This window comes from Streptomyces lucensis JCM 4490, assembly GCF_014650035.1.
Classification (GTDB): domain Bacteria; phylum Actinomycetota; class Actinomycetes; order Streptomycetales; family Streptomycetaceae; genus Streptomyces; species Streptomyces lucensis.
The window spans coordinates 258,361-278,892 of the sequence record NZ_BMUE01000002.1 but is presented as its reverse complement, the minus strand read 5'-3'; the positions used below and the strand labels follow the sequence as shown (position 1 = coordinate 278,892).

Genomic DNA, 20,532 nt, shown 5'->3' with positions numbered 1-20,532 from the left:
CGTCGCGGCGGCGCGGGCACGGGAACGCCCCCGGCGGGATGCCGGGGGCGTTCTGGTCCTGACGCCCGGGTCAGGCCGGGGTCACGCCGGGGTCACGCCTGCGTCTGCCGCGGGATCCGCACGCCCTCCGGGATCTGCGCGTCCTCCGGGATCTGCGCGTCCTCCGGGATCTGCGCGTCCTCCGGGATGGACACCAGCCAGCGGGTCTCACGGCGGGGGCGGAGGTAGAAGGCCCAGTAGAGGGTCGCGACGGCCGTGATGCCGCCGGTCCACAGCAGGTAGCCCACCTCCTGCTGGCTGAGGATGTACGCGAGGACCGCGATCAGCAGCAGCGGCATGGCGGGCCACAGCGGCATCCGCCAGGCGGGGGTGTGCTTGTGGGAGCCGCGGCGGCACAGCAGGGCGGCGACCGCGACGAGGATGTACATGCCGGTCACGGAGACGCCGGTGACGCCGTAGAGCGTGTCCAGGTTGACGAAGCACAGCAGCGCCCCGGGGACGCCGACCGCGAGGGTGGCGACCCACGGGGAGCCGAAGCGGCCGAGCTTGGAGAAGACGTCGTTGACCGGCCCGGGCCAGGCCTTGTCGCGAGCGGAGGCGAACAGGACGCGGGAGTTCTGGATGACCATGACGATGCCCGCGTTGATGATCGCGAGGGCGACGCAGAGGCTGACGAAGGTGCCGACCGCGGAGTTGGACCAGGCGGTGACCATGGCGCCGATGTCGCCGCCGGTCAGCTCCTCGACGTCGGAGGCGCCCATGGTGATGGCGGCGACCGGCACCAGGATGATCACGGTGGAGATGGCGAGCGTGGCGAGGACCGTGCGGGCGACGTTGCGGCGCGGGTGCTCCAGCTCCTCGGAGAGGTAGACGGCGGTCGAGAAGCCCTGGGTGACGAAGAGGGCGATGGCCAGGCCGGAGACGACCAGCATGGCGGTGACGGTGTCGGTGTGGCCGTTCGCGCCCGCGACCTGCATGGAGACGAGGCTGCCGGCCCCGCGGTGGCCGTGCGTGAAGCCCAGCAGGGCGACCACACCGGCGGCGATGACCTCCAGCACCAGGAAGATGCCGGTGATCCAGGCGTTGGCGCGCAGGTCGAGCAGGCCGGCGAGGGTGGCGAGCAGCATCACGCCGGCGCCGGTCATGGCCGGGTCGAGGTGCACGATCGGGGCCAGGTAGTCGGCCGTGCCCATCGCGATGACGGGCGGCACGATCATGACGACCAGCAGGGAGAGGACGAAGACGAGCCAGCCCGCGAGCCGTCCCGCCATCGTCGACACCATGGCGTACTCGCCGCCCGCGCTGGGGATGAGGGTGCCCAGCTCGGAGTAGCAGAACGCCACGGCGATACAGAGGAGGGAGCCGATGGCGATCGTCAGAGCGGTGGCGGTGCCGAGGGAGCCGAAGAGGTCCGGGACGACCACGAAGAGCGTGGAGGCGGGCGTGACGCAGGAGAGGGTCAGCAGGGTGCCGCCGACGACGCCGATGGAGCGCTTGAGCTTCTGGGGGCTGTCGGGCGCCTGGGGGGCGGCTGTCTCGACAGGGCGGAGCGTGTCGGTCATGCGGCGGGTCCGATCGACTCGTGCGACTGAGGGTGGGGGACGGGAGCGCTATCGCCTCCGGCGGCTCGTCGTACGTTCGTCTCGTCCGCTCCCGGCGCTGCATAGGGAACCCCGACGAAAACCGGCGCGTCAATGGCTGTTTACCTTCGGAATCCGCACTTGCGGATGAACGGTCGCCGCATCAGTTTCACAGGTCGGAACGCCCTACGAAGGCATCCATCAATCCCTGCGGGACTATGACCTTGCTTTCCAAGGCCACATCACATGCTTCCCTTAGGCACCCGTTTCGTCCGCCATGAACGGGAACCGCAGCCGGCGCTTCAAAAAAATGTCAGCCGTCCGCTATCCGGACGGGTAATCCGGTCGCGTTCATGTCAGTGGTCCCGGATAGAGTGCGCCCCGCACAGCAGGCACACAGCTCTTGGGGTGGGACATGAAGATGCGGCACACGGCCGCCTGGGCCGGCTTCACGGTGGCGGCACTGGTGGCGGCCTCCGGCTGCGGCACGGAGAGCGCGAAGACGGCCGTCAAGGCGGCCGACCACGCCGGCACCGCGCTGGCGGCACTGGCCAGGGCGTCGGACCGGACCGAGGAACTGGGCTCGGCCGAGGTCCGGATGACGACCGACACCGGCACCAGCGGCCCGATCGCCATGGCCGGCACGTACTCCTGGGGCCACGGGTACGCCTTCGACGTCCAGATGGACACCAAGGCCGCGAACATGCAGATGGTGAACCACTCCCCCAAGACGCACGTCCTGTTCGTCGACGGCGTCTACTACTACGACGTCGACACCTTCCGCTCCGGCCCGTACCAGGGCAAGGACTGGATCAAGGTGGACGGCTCGGCCGTGTTCGGCAAGAAGGGCGCCCAGGCCCTCACCGGCGACAACGGCAGCCCCTCGGCCTCCATGAAGGGCCTGAAGTACGCCCGCGACGTCGACGACCTCGGCACGCAGACCGTGAACGGCAAGCGCGCCACGCACTACCACGCCGTGATCGACCCGGACCGGATGGGCAAGCTCAAGGACGCCTACGGCGAGGGCAGCGCCCTCGGCGCGGCGACCGGGGGGACCTCGGTCGTCATGGACGTCTGGGTCGGCTCCGACGGCCTGCCGGTCCGGCTGAAGGAGAGGCTGGGCACCATGACGGTGTCCATGGACTTCGACAAGTTCGGCAAGGCGGCCACCGTCAAGGCCCCGCCCGCCGCGCGCACCGCCGACCTCACGGACGTGCTGACGAAGCAGCGGCAGGGCTGACACGTACCGGTGCCCCGCCCTCCCGTGCGGAGGGCGGGGCACCGGTACGTGTTCTCCGGGTCAGTGGTTGCGCGGGAAGCCCAGGTCCACGCCCGCCGGGGCGTCGGCCGGGTCGGGCCAGCGGGAGGTGACGACCTTGCCGCGGGTGTAGAAGTGCGTGCCGTCGTTGCCGTAGATGTGGTGGTCGCCGAAGAGCGAGTCCTTCCAGCCGCCGAAGGAGTGGTAGCCCACCGGCACCGGGATCGGCACGTTCACGCCGACCATGCCGGCCTCGACCTCCAGCTGGAAGCGCCGGGCCGCGCCGCCGTCCCGGGTGAAGACCGCGGTGCCGTTGCCGAACGGCGAGGCGTTGATGAGCGCCAGGCCCTCCTCGTAGGTGTCCACCCGCAGCACGCACAGCACCGGGCCGAAGATCTCGTCCTGGTACGCCTTCGCGGCGGTCGGCACCCTGTCCAGCAGCGAGATGCCGATCCAGTGCCCGTCCTCGAAGCCCTCGACGGTGTGGCCGGTGCCGTCCATGACCACCTCACAGCCCTCGTCCGCGGCGCCCTTCACGTAGGAGGCGACCTTGTCGCGGTGGGCGGCGGTGATCAGCGGACCCATCTCGGACGCCGGGTCGTTGCCGGGGCCGATCTTGATCTTCTCGGCCCGCTCACGGATCTTCTCCACGAGCGTGTCGCCGACCGCGCCCACGGCGACGACCGCCGAGATGGCCATGCAGCGCTCGCCGGCGGAACCGTACGCCGCCGAGACCGCCGCGTCGGCCGCCGCGTCCAGGTCGGCGTCCGGCAGGACCAGCATGTGGTTCTTGGCGCCGCCGAGAGCCTGGACGCGCTTGCCGTTGGCGGAGGCGGTGGTGTGGATGTAGCGGGCGATGGGGGTGGAGCCGACGAAGGAGACGGCCTTGACGTCCGGGTGCTCCAGCAGGCGGTCGACGGCCACCTTGTCGCCGTGCACGACGTTGAAGACGCCCTCGGGCAGTCCGGCCTCGGCGAGCAGCTCGGCCAGCCTGACCGCCGCCGACGGGTCCTTCTCGCTCGGCTTCAGCACGAACGTGTTGCCGCACGCGATGGCGATCGGGAACATCCACATCGGGACCATCGCCGGGAAGTTGAACGGCGTGATGCCCGCGACGACACCGAGCGGCTGCCGGATCGACGCCACGTCGACCCGGCTGGCGACCTGCGTGGACAGCTCGCCCTTCAGCTGCACGCTGATCCCGCAGGCCAGGTCCACGATCTCCAGGCCGCGCGCGACCTCGCCGAGCGCGTCGGAGTGCACCTTGCCGTGCTCGGCGGTGATCAGCTCGGCGATCTCGTCGCGGTGGGCGTCGAGCAGCGCGCGGAACTTGAACAGGATCCCGGTCCGCTGGGCCAGGGAGGACTGGCCCCAGGTCGTGAAGGCGTCCTTTGCCGCCGCGACCGCCGCGTCCACCTCCTCCACCGACGCGAACGCGACCTTGGTGGTCACCGCGCCGGTCGCCGGGTCCGTGACCGGCCCGTACGCACCCGACGCGCCCTCGACGGCCTTGCCGCCGATCCAGTGGTTGACGATCTTCGTCATGCCCAGAAACTCCCTCTACAGATGGCGGCGTCGGGTCGAGACGTGCCGTTCGTACAGCTCACGCGCCTTGACCGCCGACGCTCGGGTCGCGGTCTCGGCCACGGGAACATCCCACCAGGCCTGCGCCTCGGGCGCGCCCGACACAGTGTCGGACGTTTTGGTCTCGACGTAGACACATGTGGGAGTGTCGGCGGCGCGCGCCTCGGCGAGCGCCGTGCGCAGCTCCGCCGCCGTCCGCGCGCGCAGCACCCGCATGCCGAGGCTGGCCGCGTTGGCGGCGAGGTCGACGGGCAGCGGGTCGCCCGTGTACGTCCCCCCGACCGCCGGGAACCGGTAGGCCGTGCCGAACCGCTCGCCGCCCACCGACTCCGACAGTCCGCCGATCGAGGCGTACCCGTGGTTCTGCACCAGCAGGACCTTGATCGCGACGCCCTCCTGGACGGCGGTCACGATCTCCGTCGGCATCATCAGGTACGTGCCGTCGCCGACCAGCGCCCACACGTTCCGCTCGGGCGCGGCGAGCTTCACGCCGAGCGCGGCCGGGATCTCGTAGCCCATGCAGGAGTAGCCGTACTCCAGGTGGTACTGGTCGTACGAGCGCGCCCGCCACAGCTTGTGCAGGTCGCCGGGGAGGGAGCCGGCCGCGCCCACGATGATGTCCGACTCGTCCACCAGCGCGTCCAGGGCGCCGATGACCTGCGGCTGGGTCGGCCGGGCGGCGGGCTCACCGGCCCCGAGGCAGGCGTCTACGCGCCGCTCCCACCGCTCCTTGGCCTCGGTGTACGCGGCGACGTAGGGGCCGGCGGCCTGGTGCCCGTGCATCGCCAGCGCCTCGGTCAGCTCGCCCAGTGCACTGCGGGCGTCCGCGATCAGCGGCAGTCCGGCCAGCTTGTGGCCGTCGTAGGGCGCGATGTTGAGGTTGAGGAAGCGGACGCCCGGGCCGGCGAAGAGGGTGCCGGAGGCGGTGGTGAAGTCCGTGTACCGGGTGCCGACGCCGATGACCAGGTCGGCGGTGCGGGCCAGCTCGTCGGCGGTCGCCGTGCCGGTGTGGCCGATCCCGCCCACGTCCTGCGGGTGGTCGTGGCGCAGCGAGCCCTTGCCGGCCTGGGTGGAGGCGACCGGGATGCGGGTGGCCCCGGCGAACTCGGCGAGGGCCGCCTCGGCGCGGCTGTGGTGGACGCCGCCGCCCGCGACGACCAGCGGCCTGCGCGCCTCGCGGATCACCCGGACGGCCTCGGCCAGTTCGGTGGGGTCCGCGCCCGGCCGGCGTACGGTCCACACGCGCTCGGCGAAGAACTCCTCCGGCCAGTCGTACGCCTCCGCCTGCACGTCCTGGGGCAGGGCGAGGGTGACGGCGCCGGTCTCCACCGGGTCGGTGAGGACCCGCATGGCCTGCAGGGCGCTCGGGATCAGCTGCTCGGGGCGGGTGACGCGGTCGAAGTACCTCGACACCGGGCGCAGGGTGTCGTTGACGGAGACGTCGCCCGCGTAGCCCACCTCCAGCTGCTGCAGCACCGGGTCGGCGGGGCGGGTGGCGAAGACGTCGCCGGGCAGGAGCAGCACCGGCAGGTGGTTGACGGTCGCGAGGGCGGCGCCGGTGACGAGGTTCGTCGCGCCGGGGCCGATCGACGTCGTCACCGCGTGCGTGGACAGGCGGTTGCACTGGCGGGCGTAGCCGACGGCCGCGTGCACCATGGACTGCTCGTTGCGGCCCTGGTGGAACGGCATCGCATCGGCGTACTCGAGCAGCGCCTGGCCGAGCCCGGCGACGTTGCCGTGCCCGAGGATGCCCCAGGTCGCGCCGATCAGCCGCCGCCGCTCGCCGTCCCGCTCGGTGTGCTGGGCGGCGAGGAAGCGGACCAGCGCCTGGGCGACGGTCAGCCGGATCGTCATCGGTACCCCCGTGTGGTGTCGGTGTGGCCGGGGTGGAAGCGGATCCGCCACTCCCGGGCCGGGCCCGGGCCGGCCATCACGTTGAGGTAGTACATGGCGTGGCCGGGCTGGGCGATCGAGGGGCCGTGCCATCCGTCGGGGACGAGGACGGCGTCGCCGGAGCGGACCTCGGCGAGGACGTCGGAGCCGCCCTCGCGGGAGGGGAACACCCGCTGGTATCCGTAGCCGTCCCGGCCCTCGATCTCGAAGTAGTAGATCTCCTCCAGCCGGGACTCCTCGCCGGGCCGGTCCTCGTCGTGCTTGTGCGGCGGGTAGGAGGACCAGTTGCCGCCGGGGGTGACCACCTCGACGGCGATCAGCCGGTCGCAGTCGAAGGAGTCCGCGGCGGCGAAGTTGCGCACCTGCCGGGCGCAGCCGCCGCTGCCGCGCTGCTCGACGGGGACCTCCGGCGCGGGGCCGTAGCGGGCGGGGAGTCGTCGCTCGCACTTCGCTCCTGCCAGGGCGAAGCGGCCTCCCGCGCCGGAGGCGATCAGGACCCGGGCGTCCCGGGGCGCGTAAGCGAAGTCGGAGACGTCCGCGAACACACTTTCCCGGCCCAGGAGTTGAAACTCCTTTTCCTCGATTCGCACGGTACATCCGCCTTCCAGCGGAAGCACGATCCATTCACTGTCCCCGGTGGTGAACGCATGCGTACCGCCCGGTGGCACGTCGACGACGCGCAGGCCGCTGTGGGTCCAGCCGGCCCGCTCCGGGCCGATGTCCACCGCGTACCGGTCGGTGGCGGCGGCACCCCTGGGCAGGTGCAGATCGGTGCTGGTCATACGGCCCTCACAGCAGTCCGGCGGCGATGTCCACGGCGGCGGCCACGTCGCCGTCCGCCGGGTACAGCAGCGAGCGGCCGGCCACCAGGCCGCGCACGGTGGGCAGGCGGAGCGCGCCGCGCCACTTCTCGTAGGCGGCGACCCGGTCCTGCGGCGCGTCGCCCACGTCGCCGCCGAGCAGCACGGCGGGCAGCGTGGAGGTCTCCATCACCCGGGCCATGTCGTCCGGGTCGTCGGTGACCGGCACCTTCAGCCAGGTGTAGGCCGAGGAGCCGCCGAGGCCGGAGGCGATGGCGATGGACCTGGTGACCGCCTCGGCGGACAGGTCGTTGCGCAGCGCCCCGCCGGCGGTGCGGCGGGTGATGAACGGCTCCACGAAGACCGGCAGCCGGTGCGCGGCCATCTCGTCGACGGCGCGTGCGGCGGACTCCAGGGTGGTCAGGGAGCCCGGGTCGCCGTAGTCGATGCGCAGCAGCAGCTTGCCCGCGTCGAAGCCGAGGCGCTGGATGTCCTCGGGGCGGTGGCCGGTGAAGCGGTCGTCCAGTTCGAAGCCGGCGCCCTGCAGGCCGCCGCGGTTCATCGAGCCCATGACGACCTTGTGGTCGAGGGCGCCGAGGAGGAGCAGGTCGTCGAGGATGTCGGCGGTGGCGAGGACGCCGTCGACGCCGGGCCGGGACAGCGCGAGGCAGAGGCGTTCGAGCAGGTCGGCGCGGTTGGCCATGGCGAGCTTCCGGTCGCCGACGCCGAGGGCGCCACGGGCCGGGTGGTCGGCGGCGACGATCAGCAGGCGATCGCCCGCCGTCAGGAGGGGGCGGCGGGCCCGGCGGGCGGCGGCCTCCTCGATCGCCTCGGGGTGACGGGTGCGGATGCCGACCAGCCGGCTCACGTCCACCCGGGGGTGGTGCGTCCCGTCGCCGCCGTGCGTGCGGGTGCCCGCGACGCGGCCCGCCCTCACAGCACCGCCCCCGCGGCGAGCGCCGCGGCCACCTCGTCGGCGGTCGGCATCGCGGAGGAGCACTCCAGCCGGGAGGCGACGATGGCGCCGGCCGCGTTGGCGTGCCGCATGACGGTCTCCAGGTCCCAGCCGGCCAGCAGTCCGTGGCAGAGGGAGCCGCCGAAGGCGTCCCCGGCGCCGAGGCCGTTGAGGACCGTCACGGGCAGTGGCGGGACCTCGGCCACCTCGCCATCGCGGCTGACGGCGAGGACGCCCTTGGGGCCCTGTTTGACGACGGCGGTCTCGGCTCCGGCGGCGAGCAGCGCACGGGCCGCGGCGTGCGGCTCGCGCAGCCCGGTCGCCACCTCGACCTCGTCCAGGTTGCCGACGGCGACCGTGGTGTGGCGCAGGGCCTCGGCGTAGAAGGGGCGGGCCGCGCCGGGGTCGGCCCAGAACATGTGGCGCCAGTCGAGGTCGAAGACGGTCGTGCCGGTCCTGGCCCGGTGGGCGAGGGCCGCGAGGGTCGCCGTGCGGCTCGGCTCCTCGCTCAGGCCGGTGCCGGTGACCCACAGGATGCGGGCGTCGCGGACGGCGTCCAGGTCCAGGTCGTGGGCGTCGATCTCCAGGTCGGGCGCCTTGGGCTGCCGGTAGAAGTAGAGCGGGAAGTCGTCCGGCGGGAAGACCTCGCAGAAGGTGACCGGGGTCGGGAGCCCGGGGACCGCGCTCACGTAGCGGTCGTCGACGCCGAAGCCGCGCAGCGCCTCGTGCAGATAGGCGCCGAACGGGTCGTCGCCGGTGCGGGTGATCACGGCGCTGCGCCGGCCGAGCCGGGCGGCGGCGACCGCGACGTTGGCCGCCGAGCCGCCGAGGAACTTGCCGAACGACGACACCTGGGCGAGCGGGACACCGGTCTGCAGCGGGTAGAGGTCCACTCCGATCCGCCCCATGGTGATCAGGTCGTAGGCCATCGGCTTCCCTTCGTCACGGCTCTACCCGGCTTTGTAGTCCGGTACGCCGAACCCTGTCAACGTTTTGTCCGGACATTCGGACCAGCCCTTGACACCCCTTCCCCGCGCCCGCACCCTGACGGCCATGACCTCGTTGTCACCTTCCTCACTGTCCCGTATCCGCATCGGATCGGCCCCCGACTCCTGGGGCGTGTGGTTCCCGGACGACCCCCGGCAGGTGCCCTGGCAGCGCTTCCTGGACGAGGTGGCCGCGTCCGGCTACGAGTGGATCGAACTGGGCCCCTACGGCTACCTGCCCACCGATCCGGCGGTGCTCGCCGGTGAGACCGCCCGGCGTGGCCTGAAAGTGTCGGCCGGCACGGTGTTCACCGGTCTGCACCGCGGTGCGGCGGTGTGGGACGAGACATGGGGCCACGTCTCGTCCGTCGCGGCCCTCGCCCAGGCGATGGGTGCCCGCCATCTGGTCGTCATCCCCTCCTTCTGGCGGGACGACCGGACGGGCCGGGTGCTGGAGCCCCCGGAGCTGACGCCGCGGCAGTGGCGGGACCTCACCTCGCTGACCGAGCGGCTCGGACGGGAGGTGCGCGAGCGCTACGGCCTCACGATCGTCGTCCACCCGCATGCCGACACCCACATCGACAGCGAGGAGAACGTCGCCCGCTTCCTCGACGGCACCGACTCCGGCCTGGTCTCGCTGTGCCTGGACACCGGGCACTACGCCTACTGCGGCGGGGACAGCGTCAAGCTGATCGAGACCTACGGCGAGCGGATCGGCTATCTGCACCTCAAGCAGGTGGACCCGGAGATCCTCGCCGGCGTGCGGGCGGCCGGCACGCCGTTCGGGCCCGCGGTCGCCCGGGGCGTGATGTGCGAACCGCCGGCCGGCGTGCCGGAACTGGGTCCGGTACTGCGGGCGGCGCAGCGGCTGGACGTCGACCTGTTCGCGATCGTCGAGCAGGACATGTACCCGTGCGACCCGGACGCCCCGCTGCCGATCGCGCGGCGGACACGGGCGTTCCTCCGGTCGTGCGGGGTGTAGGGGCGCGAGCGCCACGGGCGCCTGGAGAACCGATTCCGCCACGGCCGTGTCACGAAAACCCCGTTGCTGTCACATATGTCGCACCTACGCGGCCTGTCGGTCACATGCGGTCGACAGGCGTTGCCCGTCGGTCACTGTGCGTCGTTCACCAAGCACAGGCTGGTGATCGCCGACGCGTGCGCCCGGTCCCCCCGACGGCCGTCCCCGGCCGCCGCCGCGGCGCGCGCAGGGAGGTGCGACTCATGACCGACCGAAGGCTGTGGTCCTACAAGGAGATCGCGGCGCACATCAAGGTGCAGCCGGACACCGTACGGTCCTACCGCAAGCACGGACTGCTGCCCGCGCCCGACCACGTGGAGAGCGGCAAGCCGTACTGGTACGCCGACACCGTCCGCGCCTGGGTCGCCGCCCGCCCGGGCAACCGCGGCCGCAGACACGGCTGACCCGGCCGGGCGGCGGCCGGGGGGCCGGGGGCGGCTCCCGGCGGTGCTACCGGCCCCAGGGTTCGATGACCGTCACCCCGGCGCCGGGCGCCGTCCCCATCGCCGCGAGCGCCGCCGGGGCCGCGTCGAGGGTGATGGTGGAGGTCACCAGGAGGTCGGGGCGCAGGGCGCCGGAACGGACCATCCGGAGCATGGCGGGGTAGGTGTGCGCGGCCATGCCGTGGCTGCCGAGGAGTTCCAGCTCGAGGGCGATGGCCCGGGCCAGCGGTACCGGCGTGGTGCCGTCGGGTGAGGGCAGGAGGCCGGCCTGGACGTGCCGGCCGCGGCGGCGCAGGCCGTCGACCGAGGCGGCGCAGGTGGCGGGCGAGCCGAGGGCGTCGAGGGAGAGATGGGCGCCGCCGCCGGTCAGCTCGCGCACGGCGACGGCCGTGTCGGTCACGCCGGTCGCGTCCACGCATTCGGCGGCGCCGAACTTCCGGGCCAGCGCCAGTGCGTGCGGCGAGACGTCGACGGCCACCACCCGCGCCCCGCAGGCCGCCGCGATCATCACCGCCGACAGGCCGACCCCGCCGCAGCCGTGCACCGCGACCCACTCCCCCGCCGCGACCCGGCCCTGCTGCACCACCGCGCGGAAGGCGGTGGCGAACCGGCAGCCGAGTCCGGCGGCGGTGGCGTAGTCCATGTCGTCGGGGACGGCGACCAGGTTGACGTCGGCGTGGTCGAGCGCCACGTACTCGGCGAAGGAGCCCCAGTGGTGGAAGCCGGGCTGGGTCTGCCGTTCGCACACCTGCTGGTCGCCCGCGGCGCAGGACGGGCAGGTGCCGCAGGCGCACACGAAGGGCACGGTGACCCGGTCGCCGGCCCGCCACCCGGTCACCCGCTCGCCCACCGCCTCCACCACACCGGCGAGCTCGTGCCCGGGCACGTGCGGCAGCGTGATGTCGGGGTCGTGGCCCATCCAGCCGTGCCAGTCGCTGCGGCACAGGCCGGTCGCCTCGACCCGCACGACGACTCCGTGGCCGGCGGGCCGGGGGTCCGGCACCTCCCGCACGCCGGCCGGCTCGCCGTACCGCTCGAACATCACAGCTCTCATGGCCCTCAACCCTTCTCCGGCGACCGGTGCGGTGCCACTGTGCCTCACACCGGCGCGGGCTCCTTCTCCGGCTCCTTCGCGGCGGCGGGCTCGCCTTCGCTGAGGCCGAACCGCCGGTGGAAGCGGCGCAGCGGGGCCGGCGCCCACCAGGTGGCGCGGCCGGTGAGCCGCATGATGGCCGGGACCAGCAGGCTGCGCACGACCATCGCGTCCATCAGGACCGCGAGCGCGATGCCGAGGCCCAGCATCTTGGTGTTGGTCACCCGGGAGGTCCCGATGGCCACCATCACCACCGCGAGGATGACCGCCGCCGCGGTGATCAGCCCGCCCGTGCGCTGCAGTCCGTGCCGCACGGCCGCGTCGTGGTCGCCGGTGCGGTCGTACTCCTCCTTGATGCGGGAGAGCAGGAACACGCCGTAGTCCATGGAGAGGCCGAAGGCCACGCAGAACATCAGGACCGGCAGGGTGGTCTCGATGGAGCCCGAGCTGGCGAAGCCGAGCGCGCCCGACAGATGGCCGTCCTGGAAGACCCACACCACCGCCCCGAACATGGCCGTCAGGCTGAGCGCGTTGAGCACCACGGCCTGCAGGGGTATCAGGACGCTGCCGGTGAGCAGGAAGACGAGCAGCAGGGTGATGACGGCGATGAACAGGGCCGCCCAGGGCAGGCGTTCGGCTATCGCGTGCTTGGTGTCGACCAGGACGGCGGCCGTCCCGGTCACCTTGGTGTCGAAGGGGGCGTGCAGGGCGCGCAGGTCGCCGACGAGGCGCTGGGCGGGGTCGTCCACGGCCTCCCCCTCGGGCTGCACGGTGAAGTAGGCGGCGTCGCCCTTGACCAGCGGGCCGTCGACGCGGGCCACTTCGGGCAGGGACGAGACCCGCTGTCGGTAGGCGGCGTACTGGGACGCGGTCGCCCCGCCCTCGGCGAGGACCTCCAGGCCGCCGCCGGGGCTGCCCGGGAAGCCCTCGCGTATGTGCTGCTGCACCACGTGGGACTCGGCGGCCGAGGGCAGCTGGCGGTCGTCGGCGGTGCCGAACTTCACGCCGAGGAAGGGCAGCCCGAGGACGACGAGCAGCACGGTGGTGCCCAGTGCGAAGAGCGGGGCGCGGCGCATGACCAGCGAGGCCGCCCGGGCCCAGGCGGCGCCCTCGGCGGGCCCGTCGCCGGAGCGGCGCCGGAAGAGGCGGCGCAGGTCCAGGGCGTTGACCCGGGGGCCGAGCAGGACCAGCGCGGCGGGGAGCAGGACCAGGGCGGCGGCCGCCGCGAGGAGGACCACGGCGATGCCCGCGTAGGCGAAGGACCGCAGGAAGTACTGCGGGAACGCCATCATGGCGGCCAGGGACACCGCGACCGTGAGGGCGGAGAAGAGCACGGTACGGCCCGCCGTGCGCAGAGTGGTGCCCACGGCCGTCAGCGGGTCCGCGCCGGCGGCCAGTTCCTCCCGATAGCGGCGGACGATGAACAGCGCGTAGTCGATGGCGAGGCCGAGACCGAGGGCCGTGGTGAGGTTCAGTGCGAAGACGGAGACGTCGGTGAAGGCCGTCAGGCCGCGCAGCACCGCGTTGGTCCCGAGGATCGCCACGATGCCGATGCCCAGCGGCAGCAGGGCCGCGACCGCGCTGCCGAACACCATCACCAGCAGCACCAGCGTGATGGGCAGGGCGATCAGCTCCGCGCGGGTCAGGTCCTCCTTGATGATGGTCTGCATCTCGTGCCGGACCGCGACGATGCCGCCCAGCTTCACCTGGACCGGGCCGTGCGTGCCCCGGTAGCGGGGGGCGATGCGGTCGAGGGTCTCGGCCATAGCGTTCTCGTCGCCGGTGATGCGGGCGGCGATCAGCGCCTCGTGTCCGTCCCCGGCGCGCAGGGCGGGTGACGCGCTCTGCCAGTAGGAGCCGACGCCGGTCACGCCCTTCTCGGCGGCGAGCCGGGTCGTCAGGCTGCGGGCCGCGGCGGCCACCGCGGGATCGTCGACCGAGGCCCGGCCCGAGCCGACCAGGAGCAGCAGGTTGGGCTGGGAGCCGGGGAACTCGCGCTCCAGTGCCTTGGTCGCGTACGTCGACTCGGCGGCCGGGTCCTCCCAGCCGCCGCTGCCCAGCCGGTCCGCCACCCCGCTGCCCGCCACCACGGCGAGCGCGGTGAGCAGCAGGGCCACCAGCAGCGAAAGGCGTGGCCGGGCGGTCACGACGCGGGTCCAGCGCCCCGCCCGGGGCGGGCTGTTGACTTCGGTCATCCTGCGGTGTCCCCTTCACCAGGAGCCGCGCCCGCGCGAACGGAGGCACGGTGGAGCCGTTGCCATAGACTGGCAAACACGAGAGATCGCTCGCGTTTCTCAAGAATGCGAGCGACCACTCGCGTTTGTCAATGACCGTCGGAGATCTGGGGAGCACGCGTGTCCGGAACCTCGGAGAAAGAGCAGCCGCGCCGCCGTCAGGCCCGCGGCGAGCGCCGCATCGCCCAGCTGCTCCAGGCCGCCGCCCAGGTCTTCTGCACGACGGGCTACACGGCCGCCAGCACCAACGCCATCGCCCGCGAGGCCGGCGTCTCGCCGGGCACGCTCTACCAGTTCTTCCCGAACAAGGAGGCCATCGCGATCGAGCTGGGCGACCGGCTCGTGCACGAGATGCGGGAGGCGTACGGCGAGGCGCTGGCGCCCGTCGACCCCGGCACCCCGGTGGAGCAGGCCATCGGCTCGGCCGTCGACCGCTTCATGGCGTTCAACACCGAGCACCCGGTCTTCTTCGCACTGATGCACGGTCCCGACATCCCCGGCCGGATGGCGGAGGCGCACGACCAGCTGCACACGACCGTCACCGCTCGGATCGAGAGCCTGCTCGCCTCGCTCATGCCCGGCGCCGACCCGGCCGACGTCACCCGCAGGGCGCACGTCTGCCTCGGCGTCTACAAGGCCGGCCTGGAACTGGTCCTCGCCCACGAGGGCGCCGAGCGCGCGGCCTACATCCAGGAGGTCAAGGACGTCCTGGTCCGCTACCTGGAACCCCTGGTGGGCGAACGGCCGCGACACGGCTGACCGCACGACCACGCCACCGTCCACCGCACGGCCGCGCCACCGTCCACCGCAGGCCGCACGGCCGCGCCACGATCCGCCGCACGGCCGCGCCCGGACTGCGACATGGGGAACATCTGCCTAAAGTGCGGATGAACCGCCCAGCAGCCCGAGGGGAACCCCGTGACGCACTCCCCGCCACCCGGCAGACCCCGGGCCCGCATCCCCGGCCCCCAGCAGCCCCCACCCCCGTACCCGCGCATCCGGGCGAACCTGTGGCGGCACGGCCTGGCCGGCGGGCTCGTGGTGTGGGCGCTGACCGCGTGCCTCGCGTACGCCACCCGGAGCACCGCACCGCTGCCGGCGCTGATCCTGCTCGGCGGCTTCCTCGTACCGGTCGTGTTCGTGCTGTGGGCGTACGAGCGGCACGCCCGTGACCTGGGCGTCAGCCCGATCCTCGGCTGCTTCCTGACCGGCGCCGCGCTCGGCCTGCCCGGCGCCGCCCCCCTCGAGTCGTACCTGCCGCACCCCTCCCTGGGAGCCCTCTTCACCGTCGCCCTGGCCGGGGAGGCGGCGAAGCTGGGGGCGCTGGTGTTCGCGCTGCGCCGGCAACCGGGTCTGCGCGGCACGCGGGCCGGACTGGTGCTCGGCGCCTGCGTCGGCCTCGGCTTCGCCGCGCCGGAGAGCATCGGGTACGCCGTCACCGCCGTCTCCACGGCGGGCCACGACCTCCGCACGCTGCTGGAGACGGAGCTGCCGCGCGGGGTACTCACCCCCTTCGGGCACGGCCTGTGGACGGCGATCGCGGGCGGTGCGCTGCTCTCGCTGCGACGGCTCGACGGCCGCTTCCGGTTCGCCCCGCCGGTGGCCGCCGCCTGGATGGGGGTCGGCCTGCTGCACACCCTGTGGGACTCCACGCACGGCGTCGCGCTCCGGATGGCGGCCCGCCTGTCCGGCACGGGACTCGGCTCCCGGCTGTTCGCACCGGCACCCCCGGCCCGCCCGGAAGCCGCACAACAGCACCTGTCCGCCCTCTTCTCGGCCGCCGGTCTCGTCCTGGTGACACTGGCGGGCCTCGGCTGGCTGCGGTCGCTGACGCGCCGGAACCCCCCTTGGAGAAATACCCCCTAGGGGTATAGTGTGAGGAGCATGGAGGGTCCCCTCGGAACCCTCCGGCCCCACACGCCACGACGAGGAGTACGACATGAGCGCCCAGACCGACACACCGGGCTCCGTCACCACCGTCTACAAGGTGACCGGCATGAGCTGCGGCCACTGCGAGGGCTCCGTCTCCGGGGAGATCTCCCAGATCCCCGGCGTCAGCTCGGTGAAGGCCGTCGCGTCGGCCGGCGAGGTGACCGTCGTCTCCCAGGCTCCACTGGACGACGAGGCGGTGCGCGCCGCCGTCGACGAGGCCGGCTTCGAGCTGGCCGGCAAGGCCTGAGGAACACGCGCCCTTTTCCCCGACCGGGCCGTGCCGACCAGCTGATACTGGATCCGTACGGTCCGGTCCGATGTCTGGAGTCCGGACATGACCAGCACCACCGCAGACACAGCCATAGCCGCGGGCACGGCCTCGCAGGTCGAGCTGCTCATCGGCGGGATGACCTGCGCCTCGTGCGCCGCCCGGGTGGAGAAGAAGCTCAACCGGATGGAGGGCGTCAGCGCCACCGTCAACTTCGCCACCGAGAAGGCGAAGGTCACCTGCGCCGAAGGCGTCCAGGTCTCCGACCTGATCGCCACCGTGGTCAGGACCGGCTACACGGCCGAGGAGCCCCCGCCGCCGGCCCCGGAGCCCGACACGGCCCGCGAGACCCCCGAGGGCGACCCGGAACTCGGCGCCCTGCGTCACCGCCTGCTCGTGTCCGCCCTGCTCGCCGCGCCCGTGGTCCTGCTCGCGATGATCCCCGCGCTGCAGTTCGACGACTGGCAGTGGCTCTCGCTCACCCTCGCCGCACCCGTCGTGGTCTGGGGCGGCGCCCCGTTCCACCGGGCCGCCTGGACCAACGCCCGGCACGGCGCCGCCACCATGGACACCCTGGTCTCGGTCGGCACGCTGGCCGCGTTCGGCTGGTCGCTGTGGGCCCTGTTCCTCGGCGACGCGGGCATGCCCGGCATGCACGACGAGTTCCGCTTCACCGTCTCCCGGATGGACGGCGCCTCCACCATCTACCTGGAGGTGGCCTCCGGCGTCGTGGCGCTGATCCTGCTCGGCCGCTACCTGGAGGCCCGCTCCAAGCGGCGCGCCGGGGCCGCCCTGAAGGCGCTGATGGAGCTGGGCGCCAAGGACGTCGCCGTCCTGCGCGAGGGCCGCGAGGTGCGCGTGCCCGTGGGCTCCCTCACCGTCGGCGACCGGTTCGTCGTACGGCCCGGCGAGAAGATCGCCACCGACGGCACGGTCGTGGAGGGCGTCTCCGCCGTGGACGCGTCCATGCTGACCGGCGAGTCGGTGCCGGTGGACGTCGGCCCCGGCGACCGGGTCACCGGAGCGACCGTCAACGCGGGCGGCCGACTGGTCGTCGAGGCCACCCGGGTCGGCGCCGACACCCAGCTCGCCCGGATGGCGAGGCTGGTGGAGGACGCGCAGAACGGCAAGGCCGAGGTGCAGCGGCTCGCCGACCGCATCTCGGCGGTGTTCGTGCCGGTGGTCATGCTCATCGCGCTCGCGACGTTCGGCGTCTGGCTCGGCGTCACCGGGGACACGGGCGCCGCGTTCACGGCCGCCGTCGCCGTCCTGATCATCGCCTGCCCGTGCGCCCTGGGCCTCGCCACGCCGACCGCGCTGATGGTCGGCACCGGCCGCGGCGCCCAGCTCGGCATCCTCATCAAGGGCCCCGAGGTCCTGGAGTCCACCCGCCGCGTCGACACCGTCGTCCTCGACAAGACCGGCACCGTCACCACGGGCCGGATGACACTGCAGGCGGTGTACGCCGCCGACGGCGAGGACGAGAAGGAGCTGCTGCGCCTCGCGGGCGCCCTGGAGCACGCCTCCGAGCACCCGATCGCCCGGGCGATCGCCACGGGCGCCGAGGAGCGCACCGGAGCGCTGCCGGCGGTGGAGCACTTCGAGAACGTCCCCGGGCGGGGCGTACGCGGACGCGTGGACGGCCGTGAGGTGGCCGTGGGGCGCCTGTACGACGACCTTCCGCCGGGGGTGGCCCGCGCGGCCCGCGAGGCCGAGCAGCAGGGCCGTACGGCCGTCGTGGCCGGCTGGGACGGGCGGGCCCGCGGGGTCCTCGCCGTGGCCGACGCGGTCAAGGAGACCAGCGCCGAGGCGGTACGCGAGCTGCGCGCCCTCGGACTCACCCCGGTGCTGCTGACCGGCGACAACCGGACGGTCGCCGAGGCGGTCGCGAAGACCGTCGGCATCGACGCGCGCGACGTGTTCGCCGAGGTCCTCCCCGAGGAGAAGGTGGACGTCGTACGGCGGCTGCGGAGCGAGGGGCGGACCGTGGCGATGGTCGGCGACGGCGTGAACGACGCGGCGGCCCTGGCCACCGCCGACCTGGGCCTCGCCATGGGCACCGGCACGGACGCGGCGATCGAGGCCGGCGACCTGACACTGGTGCGCGGGGACCTGCGGGTGGCCGCGGACGCGATCCGGCTCTCGCGGCGCACCCTCACCACCATCAAGGGCAACCTCGTATGGGCCTTCGGCTACAACGTGGCCGCGCTGCCCCTGGCCGCCGCGGGCCTGCTGAACCCGATGATCGCGGGGGCCGCGATGGCCTTCTCCTCGCTCTTCGTGGTCACCAACAGCCTGCGGCTGCGGACCTTCCGGTGAGTGCCACCGGCGGGCCCGGGGATTCGCCGGGACCGAAGTAGCAGTCCCCCTGGAGTCCGGCGCGAGCCTCACATAAGCTCTTCACAAGGCTCGCGCATCATCCTTACGCTGGAGTCTCGATCGCCGTATCGGGGCTCTTGCGCACTTAAAGGACATATGCAAGAGACGCAGATCACAGTGATGCGAACGTAACCATCGAAGGGGTTCGAAGGTCTAAGTTGGCGATGTCAGTTCGGCGTCTTGGGGGGCGCTGACTGGCATCTGGGGATGTCTTGGGGGACTTCCTCAGAGATGCGTTGCCGGGGCACGTACACCGGGAAGCTTTGAGCGGCCCTCCCTGCGTGCGTTGTCCCGGCAGACCGCACCGCATCACTGGGGGTACGGCGGGATCCGTCCGTCGTGCTCACCGACAGCGATTTCAGGCGCTGTCCTCTCCAAGCGCCCGGCCGGATCCCGTGGGGGGAATCCGCACCGGGACATGGGAAGGCGCCCTGGTCGTCGGCCCGTGGGGGGACCGGCGTCTCAGGGCGCCTTCTGTTTCGCTCTTCAGCTTCGCCGCATCAGCTCCGCCTCTTCAGCACTGCCTCATCAGCCTTGCCTCTTCGGCTCCGCCTCTTGGGCTCCGCTTGTCCGGCCGTGCCGGCACGGCCGGGGACCGGGGCCCGCCCGGCGGGCAGGCCCTCGCGGTCAGCGCGGTCAGCGCTCCTCGACCGGCACGAAGTCGCGCTCGACGACACCCGTGTAGATCTGGCGCGGGCGGCCGATGCGGGAACCCGGCTCCTTGATCATCTCGGTCCACTGGGCGATCCAGCCCGGCAGGCGGCCGAGGGCGAACAGGACCGTGAACATCTCGGTCGGGAAGCCCATGGCCCGGTAGATCAGACCGGTGTAGAAGTCGACGTTCGGGTAGAGCTTGCGCTCGACGAAGTAGTCGTCGGACAGCGCGTGCTCCTCCAGCTTCAGGGCGATGTCGAGAAGCTCGTCGTCCTTGCCCAGCGCCGAGAGCACGTCGTGCGCGGCGGCCTTGATGATCTTGGCGCGGGGGTCGAAGTTCTTGTAGACCCGGTGGCCGAAGCCCATCAGGCGGACGCCGTCCTCCTTGTTCTTCACCTTGCGGATGAAGGTGTCGACGCCGGAGCCGGAGTCACGGATGCCCTCGAGCATCTCCAGCACGGACTGGTTGGCGCCACCGTGCAGCGGACCCCACAGGGCGCTGATGCCGGCCGAGATCGACGCGAACATGTTGGCCTGCGAGGAGCCGACCAGGCGGACCGTGGAGGTCGAGCAGTTCTGCTCGTGGTCGGCGTGCAGGATGAGCAGCTTGTCCAGCGCGGCCACCACGACCGGGTCCAGCTCGTAGTCGTCCGCCGGGACCGAGAAGGTCATGCGCAGGAAGTTCTCGACGTAGCCGAGGTCGTTGCGCGGGTAGACGAAGGGGTGGCCGATCGACTTCTTGTACGCGTACGCCGCGATCGTCGGCAGCTTGGCGAGCAGCCGGATCGTGGAGAGGTCGCGCTGCTTCTCGTCGAACGGGTTGTGGCTGTCCTGGTAGAAGGTGGACAGCGCCGAGACGACCGAGGACAGCATGGCCATCGGGTGGGCGTCGCGCGGGAAGCCCCTGTAGAAGTTCTTGACGTCCTCGTGCAGCAGGGTGTGCCGCGTGATGTCGTTCTTGAACGTCGTCAGCTCGTCGACGGTGGGCAGTTCGCCGTTGATCAGCAGGTACGCCACCTCGAGGAAGGTGGAGCGCTCGGCCAGCTGCTCGATGGGGTAGCCGCGGTAGCGGAGGATGCCCGCCTCGCCGTCGAGGTAGGTGATCGCGGATTTATAGGCGGCCGTGTTGCCGTACCCGCTGTCCAGGGTCACCAGACCGGTCTGGGCGCGGAGCTTCCCGATGTCGAAGCCCTTGTCGCCGACGGTGCTGCCGACCACCGGGTAGGTGTACTCGCCGTCGCCGTACCGCAGTACTACAGAGTTGTCGCTCACGTCTTCCCTCACCGACGTAGTGCCTCATCTTCGAGGTGCCCTGACTGTCTCTACCATCCCCCATTTGGCTCAGGAGAGTGCACTCGGGGTCGACCATTGGGCCTATTGGCGGCACTCAGTGCCGCCAACCTGCTCATCCTGCCCGCTCGGGGCTGCATCTGGAAGTGCTCTGTGACCTTT

General features: G+C 72.2%; 16 protein-coding genes. 7 read left to right on the top strand and 9 right to left on the bottom strand.

Features of this window, described 5'->3' with window-relative positions; all coding sequences use genetic code 11:
* Positions 1 to 92: 92 nt before the first annotated feature.
* Positions 93 to 1,562, bottom strand: a complete 1,470-nt coding sequence (locus IE177_RS05415) for an APC family permease (RefSeq protein ID WP_229815903.1) — start codon at positions 1,560 to 1,562, stop codon at positions 93 to 95.
* A 433-nt stretch (positions 1,563 to 1,995) separates the two neighbouring features.
* Here IE177_RS05415 and IE177_RS05410 point away from each other — a divergent pair, with 433 nt between their 5' ends.
* Entirely contained in the window at positions 1,996 to 2,820 is an 825-nt protein-coding gene (locus tag IE177_RS05410; protein WP_190013582.1) for an SCO4651 family lipoprotein, read from the top strand.
* A 60-nt stretch (positions 2,821 to 2,880) separates the two neighbouring features.
* Here IE177_RS05410 and mmsA read toward each other — a convergent pair whose 3' ends face one another.
* From mmsA to iolC, 5 genes are all read right to left on the bottom strand, one after another.
* Positions 2,881 to 4,383, bottom strand: a complete 1,503-nt coding sequence (gene mmsA, locus IE177_RS05405; RefSeq protein ID WP_190013581.1) for a CoA-acylating methylmalonate-semialdehyde dehydrogenase — start codon at positions 4,381 to 4,383, stop codon at positions 2,881 to 2,883.
* A gap of 15 nt (positions 4,384 to 4,398) precedes the next feature.
* Positions 4,399 to 6,276, bottom strand: coding sequence for a 3D-(3,5/4)-trihydroxycyclohexane-1,2-dione acylhydrolase (decyclizing) (gene iolD, locus IE177_RS05400; protein WP_190013580.1), 1,878 nt, complete (start codon positions 6,274 to 6,276; stop codon positions 4,399 to 4,401).
* Complete coding sequence (iolB, locus tag IE177_RS05395; protein WP_190013579.1) at positions 6,273 to 7,097, bottom strand: 5-deoxy-glucuronate isomerase; 825 nt, start codon at positions 7,095 to 7,097, stop codon at positions 6,273 to 6,275. The genes iolD and iolB overlap by 4 nt, the downstream gene beginning before the upstream one ends.
* Before the next feature lie 7 nt (positions 7,098 to 7,104).
* Positions 7,105 to 7,983 carry a Cgl0159 family (beta/alpha)8-fold protein gene (locus IE177_RS05390; protein ID WP_190014090.1) on the bottom strand — a complete coding sequence of 293 codons (879 nt, stop codon included), beginning with the start codon at positions 7,981 to 7,983 and terminating at the stop codon, positions 7,105 to 7,107.
* 65 nt (positions 7,984 to 8,048) lie between these two features.
* Positions 8,049 to 8,999 carry a 5-dehydro-2-deoxygluconokinase gene (gene iolC, locus IE177_RS05385; RefSeq protein ID WP_190013578.1) on the bottom strand — a complete coding sequence of 317 codons (951 nt, stop codon included), beginning with the start codon at positions 8,997 to 8,999 and terminating at the stop codon, positions 8,049 to 8,051.
* A 124-nt stretch (positions 9,000 to 9,123) separates the two neighbouring features.
* Between iolC and IE177_RS05380 the strand changes: the two genes are divergently transcribed.
* Together IE177_RS05380 and IE177_RS05375 are read left to right on the top strand one after the other, a co-directional pair.
* On the top strand, positions 9,124 to 10,038 hold the full coding sequence (locus tag IE177_RS05380) for a sugar phosphate isomerase/epimerase family protein (protein WP_190013577.1): 915 nt from the start codon (positions 9,124 to 9,126) through the stop codon (positions 10,036 to 10,038).
* A gap of 242 nt (positions 10,039 to 10,280) precedes the next feature.
* The gene (locus tag IE177_RS05375) at positions 10,281 to 10,481 is read left to right on the top strand and encodes a helix-turn-helix transcriptional regulator (RefSeq protein WP_190013576.1); all 201 of its coding nucleotides are present in this window, start codon (positions 10,281 to 10,283) and stop codon (positions 10,479 to 10,481) included.
* Positions 10,482 to 10,527: 46 nt separating this feature from the next.
* Here IE177_RS05375 and IE177_RS05370 read toward each other — a convergent pair whose 3' ends face one another.
* Together IE177_RS05370 and IE177_RS05365 are read right to left on the bottom strand one after the other, a co-directional pair.
* Positions 10,528 to 11,574 carry a zinc-dependent alcohol dehydrogenase family protein gene (locus IE177_RS05370; RefSeq protein WP_190013575.1) on the bottom strand — a complete coding sequence of 349 codons (1,047 nt, stop codon included), beginning with the start codon at positions 11,572 to 11,574 and terminating at the stop codon, positions 10,528 to 10,530.
* A gap of 44 nt (positions 11,575 to 11,618) precedes the next feature.
* Entirely contained in the window at positions 11,619 to 13,808 is a 2,190-nt protein-coding gene (locus IE177_RS05365) for an MMPL family transporter (protein ID WP_190013574.1), read from the bottom strand.
* 159 nt (positions 13,809 to 13,967) lie between these two features.
* Here IE177_RS05365 and IE177_RS05360 point away from each other — a divergent pair, with 159 nt between their 5' ends.
* The 4 genes from IE177_RS05360 (at position 13,968) to IE177_RS05345 (ending at position 18,366) form a co-directional block, all read left to right on the top strand.
* Positions 13,968 to 14,606 (top strand): TetR/AcrR family transcriptional regulator, encoded by a 639-nt coding sequence (locus IE177_RS05360; protein WP_190013573.1) that lies wholly within the window; start codon positions 13,968 to 13,970, stop codon positions 14,604 to 14,606.
* Between the two features lie 159 nt (positions 14,607 to 14,765).
* Positions 14,766 to 15,713 carry a PrsW family intramembrane metalloprotease gene (locus IE177_RS05355; protein WP_190013572.1) on the top strand — a complete coding sequence of 316 codons (948 nt, stop codon included), beginning with the start codon at positions 14,766 to 14,768 and terminating at the stop codon, positions 15,711 to 15,713.
* 73 nt (positions 15,714 to 15,786) lie between these two features.
* Positions 15,787 to 16,026 (top strand): heavy-metal-associated domain-containing protein, encoded by a 240-nt coding sequence (locus IE177_RS05350; RefSeq protein ID WP_190013571.1) that lies wholly within the window; start codon positions 15,787 to 15,789, stop codon positions 16,024 to 16,026.
* 87 nt (positions 16,027 to 16,113) lie between these two features.
* Positions 16,114 to 18,366: a heavy metal translocating P-type ATPase gene (locus tag IE177_RS05345; RefSeq protein ID WP_190013570.1), complete on the top strand. Its 2,253-nt coding sequence runs from the start codon at positions 16,114 to 16,116 to the stop codon at positions 18,364 to 18,366.
* Positions 18,367 to 19,062: 696 nt separating this feature from the next.
* Here IE177_RS05345 and IE177_RS05340 read toward each other — a convergent pair.
* Positions 19,063 to 20,352 carry a citrate synthase gene (locus tag IE177_RS05340; RefSeq protein ID WP_190013569.1) on the bottom strand — a complete coding sequence of 430 codons (1,290 nt, stop codon included), beginning with the start codon at positions 20,350 to 20,352 and terminating at the stop codon, positions 19,063 to 19,065.
* Positions 20,353 to 20,532 lie beyond the last annotated feature (180 nt).

Coding starts and splice junctions, on each gene's coding strand:
- IE177_RS05370 (WP_190013575.1), bottom strand. CDS start 11,574: ATGAGAGCTGTGATGTTCGAGCGGTACGGCGAGCCGGCCGGCGTGCGG.
- iolB (WP_190013579.1), bottom strand. CDS start 7,097: ATGACCAGCACCGATCTGCACCTGCCCAGGGGTGCCGCCGCCACCGAC.
- iolD (WP_190013580.1), bottom strand. CDS start 6,276: ATGACGATCCGGCTGACCGTCGCCCAGGCGCTGGTCCGCTTCCTCGCC.
- IE177_RS05365 (WP_190013574.1), bottom strand. CDS start 13,808: ATGACCGAAGTCAACAGCCCGCCCCGGGCGGGGCGCTGGACCCGCGTC.
- IE177_RS05410 (WP_190013582.1), top strand. CDS start 1,996: ATGAAGATGCGGCACACGGCCGCCTGGGCCGGCTTCACGGTGGCGGCA.
- mmsA (WP_190013581.1), bottom strand. CDS start 4,383: ATGACGAAGATCGTCAACCACTGGATCGGCGGCAAGGCCGTCGAGGGC.
- IE177_RS05350 (WP_190013571.1), top strand. CDS start 15,787: ATGAGCGCCCAGACCGACACACCGGGCTCCGTCACCACCGTCTACAAG.
- iolC (WP_190013578.1), bottom strand. CDS start 8,999: ATGGCCTACGACCTGATCACCATGGGGCGGATCGGAGTGGACCTCTAC.
- IE177_RS05415 (WP_229815903.1), bottom strand. CDS start 1,562: ATGACCGACACGCTCCGCCCTGTCGAGACAGCCGCCCCCCAGGCGCCC.
- IE177_RS05345 (WP_190013570.1), top strand. CDS start 16,114: ATGACCAGCACCACCGCAGACACAGCCATAGCCGCGGGCACGGCCTCG.
- IE177_RS05380 (WP_190013577.1), top strand. CDS start 9,124: ATGACCTCGTTGTCACCTTCCTCACTGTCCCGTATCCGCATCGGATCG.
- IE177_RS05375 (WP_190013576.1), top strand. CDS start 10,281: ATGACCGACCGAAGGCTGTGGTCCTACAAGGAGATCGCGGCGCACATC.